This is a genomic window from Scytonema sp. UIC 10036 (assembly GCF_009725235.1).
The window spans coordinates 26,754-42,887 of record NZ_WJFC01000066.1 but is presented as its reverse complement, the minus strand read 5'-3'; the positions used below and the strand labels follow the sequence as shown (position 1 = coordinate 42,887).

Annotated in this window: 13 protein-coding genes; 6 read left to right on the top strand and 7 right to left on the bottom strand. The window is 42.9% G+C overall.

The window, feature by feature from the left end:
- Positions 1-22: 22 nt before the first annotated feature.
- Positions 23-1,462: an LCP family protein gene (locus tag F7734_RS27755; RefSeq protein WP_166482190.1), complete on the bottom strand. Its 1,440-nt coding sequence runs from the start codon at positions 1,460-1,462 to the stop codon at positions 23-25.
- 249 nt (positions 1,463-1,711) lie between these two features.
- Here F7734_RS27755 and F7734_RS27750 point away from each other — a divergent pair, with 249 nt between their 5' ends.
- From F7734_RS27750 to F7734_RS27735, 4 genes are all read left to right on the top strand, one after another.
- A complete protein-coding gene (locus F7734_RS27750) occupies positions 1,712-2,776 on the top strand; it encodes a mannose-1-phosphate guanylyltransferase (protein ID WP_155747832.1) in 1,065 nt (354 codons plus the stop codon).
- A 188-nt stretch (positions 2,777-2,964) separates the two neighbouring features.
- Entirely contained in the window at positions 2,965-4,611 is a 1,647-nt protein-coding gene (locus F7734_RS27745; RefSeq protein WP_155747831.1) for an AarF/ABC1/UbiB kinase family protein, read from the top strand.
- A 261-nt stretch (positions 4,612-4,872) separates the two neighbouring features.
- Entirely contained in the window at positions 4,873-5,913 is a 1,041-nt protein-coding gene (locus F7734_RS27740; RefSeq protein WP_155747830.1) for an ATP-binding cassette domain-containing protein, read from the top strand.
- A 127-nt stretch (positions 5,914-6,040) separates the two neighbouring features.
- Positions 6,041-6,832 (top strand): ABC-2 family transporter protein, encoded by a 792-nt coding sequence (locus F7734_RS27735; RefSeq protein ID WP_155747829.1) that lies wholly within the window; start codon positions 6,041-6,043, stop codon positions 6,830-6,832.
- Positions 6,833-6,834: 2 nt separating this feature from the next.
- Here the strand turns inward: F7734_RS27735 and F7734_RS27730 are convergent, their stop codons facing one another.
- Positions 6,835-7,419 carry a Uma2 family endonuclease gene (locus F7734_RS27730; protein WP_155747828.1) on the bottom strand — a complete coding sequence of 195 codons (585 nt, stop codon included), beginning with the start codon at positions 7,417-7,419 and terminating at the stop codon, positions 6,835-6,837.
- Between the two features lie 35 nt (positions 7,420-7,454).
- Entirely contained in the window at positions 7,455-8,546 is a 1,092-nt protein-coding gene (locus F7734_RS27725) for an ATP-binding protein (RefSeq protein WP_166482197.1), read from the bottom strand.
- Positions 8,547-8,715: 169 nt separating this feature from the next.
- On the opposite strand from F7734_RS27725, the gene F7734_RS27720 reads away from it, so the two are divergent.
- Positions 8,716-11,463 (top strand): cation-transporting P-type ATPase, encoded by a 2,748-nt coding sequence (locus F7734_RS27720; RefSeq protein ID WP_155747827.1) that lies wholly within the window; start codon positions 8,716-8,718, stop codon positions 11,461-11,463.
- Between the two features lie 63 nt (positions 11,464-11,526).
- Here F7734_RS27720 and F7734_RS27715 read toward each other — a convergent pair whose 3' ends face one another.
- The gene (locus F7734_RS27715) at positions 11,527-12,459 is read right to left on the bottom strand and encodes an Rpn family recombination-promoting nuclease/putative transposase (protein ID WP_155747826.1); all 933 of its coding nucleotides are present in this window, start codon (positions 12,457-12,459) and stop codon (positions 11,527-11,529) included.
- Positions 12,460-12,670: 211 nt separating this feature from the next.
- Here F7734_RS27715 and F7734_RS27710 point away from each other — a divergent pair, with 211 nt between their 5' ends.
- The gene (locus tag F7734_RS27710) at positions 12,671-12,856 is read left to right on the top strand and encodes a hypothetical protein (RefSeq protein ID WP_155747825.1); all 186 of its coding nucleotides are present in this window, start codon (positions 12,671-12,673) and stop codon (positions 12,854-12,856) included.
- Positions 12,857-12,866: 10 nt separating this feature from the next.
- On the opposite strand, the gene F7734_RS27705 is transcribed toward F7734_RS27710, so the two are convergent.
- From F7734_RS27705 to hpsP, 3 genes are all read right to left on the bottom strand, one after another.
- Positions 12,867-13,847 (bottom strand): alpha/beta hydrolase, encoded by a 981-nt coding sequence (locus F7734_RS27705; protein WP_166482189.1) that lies wholly within the window; start codon positions 13,845-13,847, stop codon positions 12,867-12,869.
- Positions 13,848-14,127: 280 nt separating this feature from the next.
- A complete protein-coding gene (locus F7734_RS27700; RefSeq protein ID WP_155747824.1) occupies positions 14,128-14,766 on the bottom strand; it encodes a peroxiredoxin in 639 nt (212 codons plus the stop codon).
- A gap of 152 nt (positions 14,767-14,918) precedes the next feature.
- On the bottom strand, positions 14,919-16,115 hold the full coding sequence (gene hpsP, locus F7734_RS27695) for a hormogonium polysaccharide biosynthesis glycosyltransferase HpsP (RefSeq protein ID WP_155747823.1): 1,197 nt from the start codon (positions 16,113-16,115) through the stop codon (positions 14,919-14,921).
- Between the last annotated feature and the right edge of the window lie 19 nt (positions 16,116-16,134).

Sequence of the window (16,134 nt, the reverse complement as noted above, 5' to 3'; positions counted from 1 at the left end):
ACAACCAACAACTAACCACTATCTACTCCCAATCCTTCCCAATCCGGATAGTAATATCAGATTCTATGTCACCAGTGCCAGATACCTCAATCTGACCCTTACCAAAGATTTCCTGAATTTGTTCTCCTGCTTGTCGATTACCTTTTTGAACAATAATTTTAGATTCACTTCGGGTATCCGACCAATCTGGTACTGAATAAACCTTAGCAAAACCTTTGTCTTTAAGATATTTAATCGCTTTTTCAGCTAGTTGAGGTTTTGTAGAAGCATTTTGAATAGCAATTTTCAGTTGTGATGTAGGTTTTACAGTTGGCGACATACCAGAGATAGTCACCCCTGCATACTCATCAAGCAAGTCGATTCGTCCGGTAAGATCCAGCCAGTAACTATTTGGATCTGCACTCAGACGGCTGAAGATACCAGGCAATATGGTCATCTGGAACTTATCTCGCTCTATATTCAAGGTGTAGTTAACCAGTGCCATCATTTCCTCTACCTTCAGGTTGGTATCAAAGTGCCTCCGCATCAAGCGAATGAGTTGAGGTAACTTAGGCTTTACAGTGGGACTGTAAAGGCGTTCTTTCAACCCCAGCATAAATGCTTGTTGTCGTTGGACTCTCTCCAAATCCCCCAGCCCTTCTTCCCGAAACCGCACAAACTGTTCTGCTTGTTCGCCATTGAGAGTTTGCCAACCACTAACCAAGTTAACTGATGAGCGTCCAGTAGGGTCTTTTGGTACCATTGGATTGGGTACAAATACTTCAACCCCATCCAACTGATCCACCAACTGTCGCAAACCTGACGAAGAAAGGCGGATATAGCGATCGATAGGGGCGTTATTTAAGGTACGACTAACTACCCGTGCTGCTAAAACATGACCTCCTTTGGCATTAGCCTCAGACACTTTATTCAACCCCTTTTCTGGAATTGCTATCATGGTGTCTTTGGGGATCGAAAGCACTCGAATTGTTTTGTTTTCTGGATTTAACCGTACTAGCAAAACTGTGTCACTGTTTCCAGAAAAACTTTCCGGAGAACCATCTACACTACCAGGAACAGGTTCAATACCCATGATTAAAATGTTCATAGGTCGCGTCAGCTGATATTGGGAGATGTTGCTCCACAATTCTCCTGGTAACGGTCCTTTATGAGTCTCTTGACCACCAGTGCTCAGCTCCTCATCTGTTCGATCCATATCACTCCATAACGGAGTCCAAAGCGCCAAAGTTGATACTAATAACCCCGATAAAGTGATCCCCACAACTCCTGTGAGTATCCAAAACAGCCATCGAGGCATAGCCAAACCCATCCTGTAATACAGTTGGCTGGGAATGGAACCTGTAGACTTTACATCAGTATCGGAATTGTTTTGCTTTTGCTGCTCTTTGACTTTCACCTCAATCGGTGACTGTTCTTCTGCTTCAGATGTGCCCTGATTTGCCTTTGCTACTTGTTTAACCACGAATATCTCCCCACTCAACCACTCCCTAAACGTCATGTTAATGCAAGCTACCGAGCTTGCCAGTGAACGAAATCACCTTGTAAATGATTAAGTATGAAGGATCAAGTCAGTCATTTTCATCCTTTATCCTTTAAACTTTATCCTTGCTTAGCATTCCCTCTTATTTCGTCAGAACAACTTTATACTTTTTCATTCTTCTGGGGGGTCACAGTACACTTGTAGTGTTCTTTAGTAACCTCTTGTAAAACAATGACTCAATCCCTAATCCCTGTCATTCTTGCCGGTGGTAAAGGCGAACGTTTTTGGCCGTTGAGTCGCCAAAACCGTCCCAAGCAATTTTTAAATCTAGATGGCAGCAATCGAAGCTTGCTACAAGCAACTGCTGACCGACTGCTACCACTAGCAGGCGGCTGGGAAAACTTGTGGGTCATCACTTCTAGTCAGATTGCTCAAGGTGTTCAAGAACAACTACCCGAACTGCCATCTGACAATCTACTTGTTGAGTTAGAGGGAAGGGACACTGCTGCTGCAGTTGCCTGGACAAGTTTGGAAATTAAAAACCGTTACGGTGAAGATGCCATTATCGGCTTTTTCCCCGCCGACCACTGGATTGCCAACAAAGTAGCGTTTGCAAACACCATAAATGCAGCTTCGCAGCTCGCGGCTAGCTATTCAGCAATTGTCACTATGGGGATCAAGCCAACCTTTCCATCAACTGGTTACGGCTACATAGAACAAGGTGAAATAATTGATAGCTTTAAGAATTTGCCAGCTTATCACGTCAACCGCTTTACTGAAAAGCCCGACCGTGAAACGGCAGAAAACTTCCTTTCTACGGGACGTTTTAGCTGGAATAGCGGTATGTTTGTTTTTCGAGTGGGTATTGTTCTCAACGAACTGCATATCCACTCACCAGAAATTATTGAACCGTTAGAAAGGCACGGCCCCAACATCTACCCCCAGCTACCTAAGAAGAGTATAGACTATGCACTAATGGAAAAGACAGGTCTAGCTTATGTAATTCCTGCAGAATTTGGTTGGGACGATTTGGGCGATTGGAATGCTATCGAGCGCTTACTAAAAAAAGAAGGTATTCCCAATGTTGATCTGGCTACTCATGTTGGTTTGGATACCCAGGGGGCGATCCTCTATTCTTCAAACCCTGATGATGTTATCGTTACCATTGGTCTGGATGATGTTGTCATTGTGCGCGATCGCAACGTCACTCTTATTGTAAAAAAAGATCGGACTCAGGAAATTAAACAATTACTGAAAACTTTACAAAGCGATCCTCGATTTACTAATCTACTGTAAAAACTAGACCAGGGCAAGAAGTTACAGGAGTGCATTTTTGAGTATACCTTGTATATCAGGTTGGGTAAGCGACAAGGAAGACAAGGGGGACAAGGGGGACAAGGAAGAAAATCTCCCTTGTCTACCCCCTCTCCCTTGTCTACCCCCTCTCCCTACTCCCTATTCCCTATTCCCTATTCCCTATAAAAATGTTCCTAACCCAAACTGTTCCTCGTCAAAGAGAAATTATTGAAGTTTTGCTTCGCAACGGCTGGGACTATATGCGGCGACTCATTACACTTGGTAAAGCCGATGAACCTCAGCTACCTACACCAGCTGTCTTAAAAAACATTTTGGTAGACTTAGGACCAGTCTATGTTAAGTTAGGTCAGCTGATGTCCACGCGCCCGGATTTGCTTAGCGAACCCTATATTGAAGAACTATCAACTTTGCAAGACGAAGTTCCACCAGTTCCTTGGGCAGATGTAGAAGTTCTCATTCGCCAGCAACTAAAACAGCCCTTAGAAGAAACCTTCAGTACAATCAACGCTATTCCAGTTGCAGCGGGTTCTATTGCTCAAACACACCGGGCTACCCTAGCAAATGGTCGGGAAGTCGCACTCAAAGTACAACGACCGGGAATTGATACTACCGTTGCTCAAGATATTGCATTAATTCAAGGGATTGCCGATTTGGTGGCGCGTACTGACTTTGGGCAAACCTATGAAATTAAATCTATTGCTGAAGAATTTACCAAAGCTCTGGAAGCCGAGTTAGATTTTACACGAGAAGCAGATTTTACCGACCAGCTGCGACGCAATTTATCCAACAGTCGGTGGTTCGATCCCGAACAATTGGTTGTTGCTGAAATTTTTTGGGATTTAACCACACCAAAGTTACTTGTTATGGAGTGGCTTGATGGTGTTCCTCTGCTAACGGCAGATTTGGAGAATCCACAAAATGGCACAGAGCCTGCTGCCAAAAGACAAGCAATTACCAGCATTTTATTCCGTGCTTTCTTCCAGCAACTCTATATTGATGGTTTTTTTCATGCCGATCCCCATCCCGGCAATTTGTTTTATCTTAGAGATGGTCGGGTAGCTTTGTTAGATTGCGGTATGGTGGGAAGGCTCGATCCCCGCACCCAACAGATATTAACAGAAATGTTGCTGGCAATTGTGGATTTGGATGCTCAACGTTGTGCTCAATTAACTTTGCAGCTTGCGGATTCTGCTGAACCAGTTATTTTGAGACGGTTGGAAAATGACTACGACCGGATGCTGCGAAAGTACTACAACTTGAGCTTGTCTCAAATGAACTTTAGTCAAATTATTTATGAACTTTTGCAAATTGCCCGTAATAATAAAATTCGCTTGCCCAGCAATATGGGTTTGTATGCTAAAACACTGGCTAATTTAGAAGGGGTAGCGCGAGGATTCAACCCAGAATTAAACTTTATTGACGAAATTCAGCCATTACTGACAGATTTGTTCCGCCGACAGCTTGTTGGGGATAGCCCCCTGCGATCGCTCCTCAGAACAGCGTTGGATCTGAAAAGTCTCTCCTTACAATCTCCCCGTCAGATAGAATTGCTACTAGACCGAATCACCTCGGAAACTCTACAGTGGAATTTATCAGTGCGAGGATTGGATGGTTTGCGACGCACTACAGACGATGCTGCTAATCGTCTTTCTTTCAGCATCTTAGTAGGTTCCCTGATTATGGGAGCAGCAATTATTTCTAGTAATGCACGGACATCACAGCTGTTATTTTTGAGTAACGTGTTGTTTGCAGTTGCTAGTTTGCTAGGACTGTGGTTGATTGTTAGTATTCTGCGGTCTGGTCGCCTGCGTTAACAAAAATACAGAAAATTTATAAGGAAGGCAGTAATTTTACTCAGAGCCCCGACTTCTTGAAGAAGTCGGGGCTCTTGGAAATTCTCACAAATAATCCGACCAACTACTAGCTACTTATTATTACCCGCTAAACTTTAGGTGTATTGTTGTATGACTACAAAAACAATACAATCTTAAAACACACAAGTAGTCGTTATGTAATGTATATATCAGGTAGATAAAAATTCTTCTTCCCTAACCCCTAACCCCTAACCCCCACATATGTCACAAGAATCACTTATATCCGATCCTTATCGTGCATCTAACTCTAGCGATCCCAGTATCATATCGGTTCAACACCTAAGTAAGGTTTACCCTGTTGCTGTTAAAGAACCAGGTATTGTAGGAACAATGACTCATTTTTTCCGCCGTACCTACCGAGACATTAAAGCAGTACAAGATGTTTCCTTTGAGATTGCACCTGGTGAGGTAGTAGGATTTTTAGGACCAAACGGTGCAGGTAAAACCACAACGCTGAAAATGCTGACAGGATTGATACATCCTTCAAGTGGTCAAGTGAGAGTTGCTGGGTACGTACCATTTCGCCGTCAAGAAGGGTTTTTGCAGAAAATTACTTTGGTAATGGGGCAAAAACAACAGTTAATTTGGGATTTACCAGCACTTGATTCTTTAAAAATTAATGCTGCTGTCTACAACATCCCAGCTCGAGAATTCCGACATCGGGTAGGGGAATTAACGGAGATGCTTTCGCTACAAGGCAAACTGAACCAACCCGTGCGAAAACTATCTTTAGGTGAACGGATGAAAGCAGAATTACTGGCTGCACTGTTACACCGTCCCCAAGTGTTGTTTTTAGATGAACCAACTCTAGGGCTAGACGTAAATGCTCAGATAGGAGTGCGCGATTTCTTACGTGAATACAATCAGCGCTACCAAGCAACAGTGCTGTTGACAAGCCATTATATGGCTGATATTACTGCATTGTGTCAAAGAGTTCTGCTGATTCACCAAGGAAAGTTGATGTATGACGGCAGTTTGGATGGGCTTTTAGAAAGTTTTGCTCCTTATAAAGAAATCCATTTGGAATTAATGAACCCTCTTCCCAAAGAAAAACTCACATATTATGGTGATGTACGACATATAGAGGGACGATCTGTGTGTTTTATGGTGCAGCAAGAGTCGCTCACCCGCACTGTTTCCCGTATATTAGCCGATCTAGATGTGGTTGATTTAACAGTTACAGAACCACCTGTAGAAGAAGTGATTGGTCGCGTTTTTCAAGCAGGGGTTGTTAGTGGTTAATGATTAATGGTTAGTAGTTAGTGGTTAGTGGATAGTAGTTAGTAGTGAACGACTAACAACTAACGACTAACAACCAACAACCAACAATTAACAACTAACAACCAACAACTAACAAATAACAAAACCTATGCTCAAACAAATTATAAGGAAAAGCCTGACGTTTCTTTCTGTTTACTATGCCTATATGCTTGAATATCGGTCAGAACTCCTGCTATGGGTACTGGCGAACTCTTTGCCAATTATTCTTATGGGAGTTTGGATACAAGCAGCGCAAGGAGGACAGTTTAGTTTAACACCTGTAGATTTTGCTCGTTACTTTATTACAGTTTTTCTGGTGAGACAACTTACAGTTGTATGGGTTGTTTGGGAATTTGAAAGGGAAGTGGTAGAAGGAAAACTTTCACCGCGATTGCTACAACCAATCGATCCCGTTTGGCATCATATTGCTTCTCATGTTTCTGAAAGATCGGCTCGTTTACCGTTTGCATTTTTGTTGTTGAGTGTATTTTTTATCATCTATCCACAAGCTTTTTGGGTACCAAGTTTAACAAACTTTTTGCTCTTTTTAATATCAGCAATACTCGCTTTTGCTTTGCGCTTTATTACTCAATACACCTTTGCAATGTTCGCTTTTTGGACAGAACGAGCTAGTGCTATAGAGAATTTATGGTTTTTGTTTTACTTGTTTTTGTCTGGAATGATTGCACCTTTGGAGGTTTTTCCCGAACCTGTAAGGGCGATCGTTCTTTGTACGCCATTCCCTTATATGATTGATTTTCCCGCAAGTCTTTTGATAGGTTTACCTACAGACGTAGGGCGGGGATTTTGGTTAATGATAGGTTGGATTTTGTTTTTCCTGGGCTTAAACCGTATGCTGTGGCGGAGTGGATTGAAGCGTTATTCTGGGATGGGAGCTTAGACTCACCAAACTTTACTCATATCTAAAACAAATCCGGGCAAAACTGAATCGCCACTAACAGTCGCAGGATTATCCAAACATTCCTCTGGCATTCCCGGACGATAAATATAAACTTTACGGTTTTTTCGGTCAATCAACCAGCCTAATTGTATCCCTGGTTCCCTCATATATTCTTCCATCTTTTCTTTTAATGGTTTAAGGTTATCGGAAGGCGATCGCAATTCCACTACAAAATCTGGGCAAATTGTGGCAAATTTTTCTTGCTGTTCTTCCGATAAACTATTCCATCGTTCTAATTTCATCCATGAAACATCAGGAGATCTCTCTGCACCTGTTGATAGCTTAAATCCAGTACTAGAGTCAAAACACAAACCCGTTCCATCTTGATTAGACCAAATATAAAGCTCTCCAAATATGCTACCGCTACGATTACCTGTAGTGCCACCTGCTGGGGACATAATAGATATTTCTCCATATTGATTTCGCTCGATACGTAAGTCGCGATTTACCTGACAGAACTGGAAAAATTGCTCATCTGTCATATGCAAATCTGAGGGCATCTGTAGAATAATAGGAGATGAAAGCATCTTATTTTTTCCTCTTAGCTGCACTTTCATCAATTCTAGATCAACCGATCGCACAGCCATAAAGCTAGTAAAGGTAACGCAAATCGATAACCTTTTTCCTGACCGTAAATTAAGCCCTTGTGCTGCAAGCCCAACAATGCACCCTGAAGGCTTCCACCACGAGACAAACCATGTTTCTGAATATACTCTTTACTCTGCGGTTTTTCTGTAGGATCGGTTGCCAAACATTCTAAAAGATGCACTTGATTGGCTGGAAGTAGCATTAGCAGAGACTCAAAAACAATCGATAAATCTTTGAGCAACCCTTCAATTGCTCGCTGTACTTCGTGCTCGGTAATTAAACCATCTGGGCGGCGAAAAGTTTGCAGGCGGCGAATGAGGGACACAGCATCACCAATGTGTCCTTGTACCGCATCAAGAAATAACTGCAACGCAGGCGATCGCGCATCAAATGTCAATCCCGAAGCGTGCAGCATCTCTCTCGCCCAAACAGCCATGACATCTTTTGCTAGAGGAGGTAACTGCACAACCTCTAACGGGTAGTCGCTTTCTTCTGAGTGATTACTAATTTCAGCAATAGTTGCAATTAAAATGTAACTGACGCGATCGTGCTGATTAATTTCTCGTCTGAGAGTAGTTTCCCACAAACCATTGCGATCCCAGGAACGGATGTGGGGGAAACTTTGCAATATCAACACCACTCGCTTGTCTGTATCTTCTACCAACTTTTGTGGTAAGGCAATCAGCATTTCAAATGCTTGCCATAGCTGTTTCTGATTCAGAGAACGCAAGGGTTTGAGCTTACCACCATTGCCTTCAGGATGAAAAGCAAACAATTCACCCCCAGTTTTCGCTAACCATTCCCGAATGGGGACAGACTCAAAGTTTTGACTAATTGCCTCTGCTAACAATTGTAAAAATCGCTGTCCATCAGTAGCGCGAATGCAGTCTACCTCTAATATAATTGCTCCTACTTCTTGGGCTGCACCTCGCACAAGAGTACGCCGTCCGCTTCCCGGTACTCCCGCTATTAACAAATCTCCGTCCCGTGCCAGAATTTCCACTATCTGCTGGAATTCTGCCGAACGCCCAATCAATTCTAAAGGTGTAGACAAATTCACATTCACACGCTTTCGGGTTATCACTCTCTCACTGACAGGGCAAGCATACTCTCTTCTGTGGTTTTCATGCAACTATTGAGAAACATAATAGCTATTATCTATTTTTTTTAGTGTCAATTTTAATTTAGCACTAATTAATCGTGCTAAAAATAATAACACTAGATTTTTTAAAAATATGGTTCAGGTTATATCTCCCGTTGGACTGTCCGAGAAGCAGCCCCAAGTTTGGCATGCTTTGGAAATTGATGATGCGATCGCACTTCTAGAAACCGATCCAGAGAAGGGGTTGAGTAGCCCCCAAGTCAAACAAAAATTGGTAAAGTTCGGGACAAACGAACTGACGGCAAAGAAAACCAAACCTTGGTGGTTCAAGTTCCTCTTGCAATTTAACCAACCACTACTGATTATTTTGCTGTGCGCGGGTTTAGTTAAAGCGCTGTCGGGAAGTTTGGTAAATGCAGGAGTGATTTGGGGTGTTACAACAACCAACGCCATCATTGGTTTTGTGCAGGAATCCAAAGCAGAAGGAGCGATCGCAGCCCTTGCCAAAGCCATTACCACAGAAACCACCGTCATCCGTAACGGTCAAAAAATACGCATTCCTTCACAGGAATTAGTACCTGGGGATATAGTTTTAATAGCTTCTGGTGACAAAGTACCAGCAGATTTACGATTAATAGAAGCAAAAAATTTACAAATTGATGAATCTGGGCTTACAGGTGAATCCGTCGCCGTAGAAAAAATGACCTCTGTTTTAAAGAGCGAAACCCCCCTAGCAGAACGCAAAAACATGGCATATGCGGGAGGCTTCGTCACCTTTGGACAGGCAAAGGGGATCGTAGTTGCCACAGGAAATAATACCGAAACCGGGCATATTTCCCAATTAATGGAGCAACATACTGATATTTCCACTCCTTTAACCAGAAAATTTGATAAATTCAGCCAAAATTGGCTGCGGGTGGTTTTGGGATTAGCAACTCTCACCTTTGTTGTAGGGCTGAGTTACAAAGGCTTGCAAGATGCTTTAGAAGCGGCAGTGGCGTTGACTGTCAGTGCTATTCCTGAAGGGTTACCAGCTGTTGTGACAGTGACACTGGCAATTGGTGTGTCGCGTATGGCAAAGCGAAATGCGATTATTCGCAAATTACCAGCTGTGGAAACTTTAGGTAGTGCGACTGTTGTTTGTTCTGATAAAACAGGCACTCTCACAAAAAACCAGATGACAGTGCAAGCTATTTATGCTGGGGGACATCAATATACAGTAAGTGGTGTGGGTTATGCACCAGAAGGAGAAATTCTGAGGGATGATAAACCAGTCAATTTAAACAGCGATAAAGGCTTACAAGAGTGTTTGTTGGCAGGAATTTTGTGCAATGACTCCCACATTGAAAAGAAAGACGGAAAGTGGGTTGTAGTCGGAGATCCAACAGAGGGGGCATTAATGACCTCTGCTCGTAAAGCAGGTTTCAATCAATCTTCCCTAGCCAAACAGATGCGAAAGCTAGATGCCATTCCTTTTGAATCTGACTATCAATACATGGCGACATTGCATGAATCTCCCCTAGGTAGCACTATTTACGTCAAAGGTTCGGTAGAGGCTATCCTCAAGCGCTGCACTTTGATGTTGAATACTGAAGGACAGCCCCGTCCAATGGACTGTGTAGAAACCTTGCGCCAAACCACCATTGAACGAGAAGTTAACATTATGGCACGGCAAGGCTTACGGGTACTGGCTTTAGCAAAGAAACCCGTATCGGATCTGCAAATTACAGTCAATCATTCTGACATTGATACTGGGTTAATTTTCCTGGGGTTGCAAGGGATGATCGATCCTCCACGCGAGAGTGCTATCAAGGCGGTGCAAGCCTGCCAAGAAGCAGGAATTCAGGTCAAGATGATTACTGGTGACCATGCAGTTACGGCACAGGCTATAGCTAAACGCATGGGAATCAACAAGAATGGTTCAGTTCTGGCATTTACTGGTGCGGAACTGGCACAAATGGATAAAGCAGAACTTGCACAAGTTGCGGAAGAGGGCGTAGTCTTTGCTCGTGTTGCGCCAGAACAGAAGTTGCGCTTGGTAGAAGCGTTGCAATCTAAGGGCGAGATAGTGGCAATGACGGGAGATGGTGTTAATGATGCACCCGCATTAAAGCAAGCAGATATCGGTATTGCCATGGGTGGTGCGGGTACGGAAGTTGCTAAAGAAGCCTCAGATATGTTGCTAACTGATGATAACTTTGCTTCCATTGAAGCCGCAGTAGAGGAAGGACGGGCAGTTTATAAAAATCTCTTAAAAGCTATTTGCTTTATTCTCCCGGTTAATGGAGGGGAATCGATGACAATTTTATTAAGTGTATTATTGTCAAGAGAATTACCAATTTTGGCGCTACAAGTTCTCTGGCTTAATATGCTGAATTCTATAACCATGACAGTGCCAATGGCATTTGAACCCAAAGCAAAAAATGTCATGAAACAACCTCCCCGCAATCCCAATGAACCCATACTATCTGGTAGTAGATTAAAGCGAATTTTAGCAGTTTCTCTGTTTAATTGGATTGTGATATTTGGGGTTTTTGAATATATTCAAGCTACAACAAGTGATGTGGATTTGGCTAGAACAATGGCAATTAATGCGTTGATTGCAGGTAGGATATTTTATTTGTTGAGTATTAGTCAGTTAGTGCCAAATTTGATTGCTAAAATGGATGGTACAATTCAAGAAAATGTGGATATTCCGGCAATTGGCTTGGGAATTGTGGGAGCAATTATTTTACAAATTGTCTTTGCTCACGTGCCGTTGATTAATGAAGTTTTTTCTACAGCACCGCTAACATTTGGGCAGTGGTTGTTCTGTTTGGCTGTAGGATCGCCAATGATTTTGTGGGCTGCAGTTGTGAATAAGTTAGATCCGCCGAATTGATGATTTTTTTCTCACGCAAAGGCGCAAAGGCGCAAAGTAGGGTGGGCTAAAGCCCACCTTATTTTATGCGAAACGTGTGAGCAACTCTTCCCGCGAGAGAGTCGAGAGCGATAACAGCAGGCTACTAAATTCAGACGTAGGTAATTCTGTTAATGGCTTGACGATCGCCTCTAACTGTTCGTCAATCGTTCCAAACCGACTAACCAGAAGATTGCGGATAATATCTTGACGCTCTTCAAGTCGCCCAATACGCTCAATGCTGGTAATATATGGCATTTGGTTTTCCTCCTCAAATCGTTTCAGTTCGTTCCGCAAGGACAGTTCCAGTGTTTCTGGCAACCGCATCATTCTATCGAGTATCCTAAATATCTCTAAGATATCCTGTCGGCTGTACCCGCGCTGATAAAGCCCTTTAATGAGACGCAGCTTCCATTGCAACCGTTCTGGCGATGACTGAGTTGTCTCCTGAGTTTTGCGATGTGCCATCACCACTACAGCAAACGGGTTGTCGCTTGATTCGAGCGTCTCCCAAGTGTAATCTAACAGTTTAACGATGGGAAACCGCAATCGCATATCGCAACCCCAGCGCCCGTAGCCGTATTCGGTGGGTCGCCATTGCGGTTGCTCGTCTCCTAACACTGCCAGACTTATCACTTCTTGACCGTAACGATCGTAAATCCGATAGTTGTAGGTGAACATCCGCTTGGCAAACTCCTTGTCTCTCTGGCTTTGCAATTCTACATGCAATAGGAGCCATGCTTCCTCTCCGTCCCTCAGCCATACCTTGAGCAGTTTATCGACAAAGCGCGTCCCAACTTCAGCATCTCGGACAATCTGTTGGAACTCCTTGTCGAGGAAATCATATCCCTTCTCCCAGGCGATCGCTGCATGTGCTTCGGGGAAAAAGAAGGCGACGAATGCCTCAAAATACTGCTCTATTGCTGCTTTCCACGATTCGTCATAATTGGCTGGAACATTGGTTTCCGATTCGGTCATGCTACTGTCATCCAATCTGCTCCCAGATACTACTACAATTGGTGCTGTTTAGAACAAATGAACTGACGACAAATTAAAGATTTTTTCTCAAGCTATAGCAATTCCCACTTACATGAGGTAAAAGAAAAAGAATTTATAATTTTGAGGGCTAATATTTAGATTTTAGAGCTATTATTGAGTTTTCAATGGAACAAACTTTATAATATGTGAGTTGATAGATTCAGCTCGTTCTAAGGTAGCTTTTGCTTCAACTAAACCAATCATTCCCTTAGTCAGAATGCGATCGCCAGAATTAAAAATAATTTTTTTCCACCTGCACCATCAACCGGAAATTTTGGCATTACTAGGATGGGTTAGCCATAGCGTAACTACGAACTTATCAAAACTGATGAGATAAACTACTACAATTATTTTTCTTTTTTTGGAGTGGTAGAAATGACAGCTACATTCGGATCGCGAGCATCACCCGTGTAATATACGTAATCAAAAGCGCCTTTGTCTTTAAGAACGCTGGCACGCAAGAAAAGACCACTCCAACGACCAATTGTTTCGACTGCTATATTTTGAGCAAGGGTAGAGTTATTTGGGTCTGGTATTGCCCCTACAGGGTTATTCGTATTAGTTATGCCAAAGTGATTCACACCTAAAATGGTAATCAATGCTTTGGGAGGGGTTTGAATATTGTCATAAGTTCTTTCGGCTCTCAAGGGAAGTGCTCTATTGTCAAGGCTACCTTGTAACAGGGCAATGGGAATTCCGGAATTGTTGATGGGGATAAACTCATCTTTCGTATCACGTAAATTCGCGCCAAAAAATGCTCCTGCTACAAGTTCCTTAGGTCGATTGAAGGAGCCTTTACAGAATGAAAGGGACTCTAAACATAAGTTGGCAATTGCAGATAGTCCTACGGCACCTCCAAAAGAGTGACCGAGCAAGGCTAATTTTTGTGTATTAACAATTGCGAAAACAGGTGAAGCAGAATTGGAGTTTTCAGCCACCATATGTTTTAAAACATCTGTAATATCTGAAGTTAGAGGTGCTAGGGCTTGACTGCGCGATGGAAGTAAACGCTTGCTATTTGGTACAACTACCACAAATCCATAACGGGCTACTATACTAGCATAATTTGAGTAATTTGATTTATCGACAAGCGCACCTTGCAATAGAACAACTATAGGAAACGAGTAAGTACCAGTTTTTATGTCTTTTGGGTTGGGAAAATAAATATCTGCCAAACGATCGCTACCAGAGATTTTGGTTTTGTAGCTAGCCACATCTTTGAATAAAGGATCGGGGTTGAAGGCTGTAGCAGTGACTGTTTTGCCTATACCTAAAACAGCTAATACTAGAAATGTATAAGCTCCAAATAAAGTTCTTAGGTTAATCACAGTTACTGCTCCTCAATGACTGTTCTTAATTCCTATTTTAAGATTATATAGACCACCCTTTCATCCCCCCAAAGCATCGGGGGGACAGAGGGGGGTAATTTTTGTACCTCACCAAGTTGAAATCTGCTGTAAATGATTTATAAAAGATTTTAAGTACTGTAGGTAGGGAAGACTGCTACTACGATCCAATACGCTTTTAGATACTATAAAGACGCGCCATGGCGCGTCTCTACATTGTTTTTTACCGGATGTTTTGTTACGTCCTGCTATCCGTTATTGATTACTTGTTAGGTTGAGGTGTCAGCCGCAAGTAGGGCTTGACTTCTTGATACCCTTTGGGGAATTTCTCCTTAAGGACTTCAGGATCTTTTAATGAGGGGACGATTACGCAATCATCACCGTCTTTCCAGTCGGCTGGTGTTGCCACACTGTAGTTATCGGTGAGTTGTAGTGAATCAATCACCCGCAGAATTTCATCAAAGTTACGCCCGGTACTTGGAGGATAAGTTAATGTCAGACGCAACTTCTTGTTGGGGTCAATGATGAAGACTGTACGCACTGTTAATGAGGCGTTGGCATTGGGGTGAATCATGTCGTAAAGATCGGACACTTTACGATCGCCATCTGCCAAAATTGGGTAGTTGAGGGATGCGTTTTGGGTTTCTTCAATATCCCCAATCCATCCTTTATGAGATTCAACATCATCAACACTGAGGGCTATGACTTTGACGTTGCGCTTGTCGAATTCTGGCTTCAACTTAGCAACTGTTCCCAGTTCGGTGGTACAAACTGGTGTATAGTCGGCGGGGTGGGAGAACAGCACAACCCAGCTGTCTCCAGCCCATTGGTAAAAGTCTATATCGCCTGTTGAGGAGGCTTGCGTGAAGTTAGGTACTGTATCGCCTAGACGGAGAGCCATGTCAGATTCCCTGTTGTTCAAATAAGGCACTATGTATTCTATCTTGCATGATGACACAAAACCCGGTTTTCCGATTGGACTTTAGGCTTTGAAATAAAATTTCAAATTGTGCAATGACAGGCAAGTCTCAGACCTAAGATTCTACAACTTTATCAGGACAAAATTTGATTGTAGGCAAGAATGGTTTGACGAGCGATCGCATCCCAACTGTAATGTTGCAGTGCATACTCTCTAGCAAGTAGCCCCCGTCTTTGGCATTCAGACGGATTTTGTAGTGCTGTGCGAAGTAATTTAACAATCTCTGTGACATCCAATGGACTCACCCAGCCCGACTCACTATCATGCACTTCCTGACAAATGTGGACTTGGTCTGATATTAAGACAGGCGTTCCTGCAACCATTGCTTCAGCCACAGCAATGCCAAAATTCTCATAGTATGAGGGTAAGACAAATAAATCGGCAGCTTGTAGAAGGGCTGTTTTTAACTCACCCGTGACAAAACCAGTTATTGTTGTATGCGATCGCAATGGAGAGTTTTGCACTTGAGATTTTATCTTTTCCACATACTCGGCGTCTTGAGGATTCCCTCCAGCTAAAACAAAGTGAAAATTTAAACCTTCTGCTAAAAGCGCCTCCAATGCTGGAAACAGCAAATCCAAGCCCTTCTTTGGGTCAATACGGGACATAAACAGCACCAAAGGGACATCAGTAGGAATGTTGAACCGCTGACGCAGCAGATTCTCTCCCTCTCCTTGTCTCCCCTTTTCCCCCTCCCAATGAGAGGCGATCGCACCTAACGGGATCGTCAAATCCCGTGTAGCAACGCCAAAACGTTCCGAAACTTTTGCTTCTTGAACGCTGGTAAAATGAATAGCCGCAGAACCCTCTATATTTGGACGTTCTAAAATTGCTGTGTAAAGTTGTTTGAGAAGTTTTTTCTTACGTAAATCTGCTGGATCGAGAGTTCCTAAAGGACGTAAAATATACGGTACTTTTTGTTGGCGACATATTGCTGCAGCCAAACTACTGACAGGAGAAAATAAGGCGTGAATGTGAGCTAAGTCATACTCCCGAACGTGTTTATTTAACCACCTCAGTAAGTCTAGGGAGAATTTATAGCGACGAAACGGGGAACAACGAAAGTAGATAATTTGATAACCATCTTGCTCTATAGGGCAATTCAAAGGAACATCCAAAGGTGTTTCTTGACCAGTATCGCCATTACTATCAGTTGTAACAACTGTCACTTTTACCCCTTGCTTTGCCAATGCGGGGGCTAGCCCCAAAACCATTTGGCTGGGACCACCATACACTAGGGAAATTGAGGGAACAATTTGTAAGATTTGCATATTTTTGTTAATGGTTAGT

Coding starts and splice junctions, on each gene's coding strand:
- F7734_RS27745 (WP_155747831.1), top strand. CDS start 2,965: ATGTTCCTAACCCAAACTGTTCCTCGTCAAAGAGAAATTATTGAAGTT.
- F7734_RS27750 (WP_155747832.1), top strand. CDS start 1,712: ATGACTCAATCCCTAATCCCTGTCATTCTTGCCGGTGGTAAAGGCGAA.
- F7734_RS27720 (WP_155747827.1), top strand. CDS start 8,716: ATGGTTCAGGTTATATCTCCCGTTGGACTGTCCGAGAAGCAGCCCCAA.
- F7734_RS27740 (WP_155747830.1), top strand. CDS start 4,873: ATGTCACAAGAATCACTTATATCCGATCCTTATCGTGCATCTAACTCT.
- hpsP (WP_155747823.1), bottom strand. CDS start 16,115: ATGCAAATCTTACAAATTGTTCCCTCAATTTCCCTAGTGTATGGTGGT.
- F7734_RS27715 (WP_155747826.1), bottom strand. CDS start 12,459: ATGACCGAATCGGAAACCAATGTTCCAGCCAATTATGACGAATCGTGG.
- F7734_RS27735 (WP_155747829.1), top strand. CDS start 6,041: ATGCTCAAACAAATTATAAGGAAAAGCCTGACGTTTCTTTCTGTTTAC.
- F7734_RS27700 (WP_155747824.1), bottom strand. CDS start 14,766: ATGGCTCTCCGTCTAGGCGATACAGTACCTAACTTCACGCAAGCCTCC.
- F7734_RS27730 (WP_155747828.1), bottom strand. CDS start 7,419: ATGCTTTCATCTCCTATTATTCTACAGATGCCCTCAGATTTGCATATG.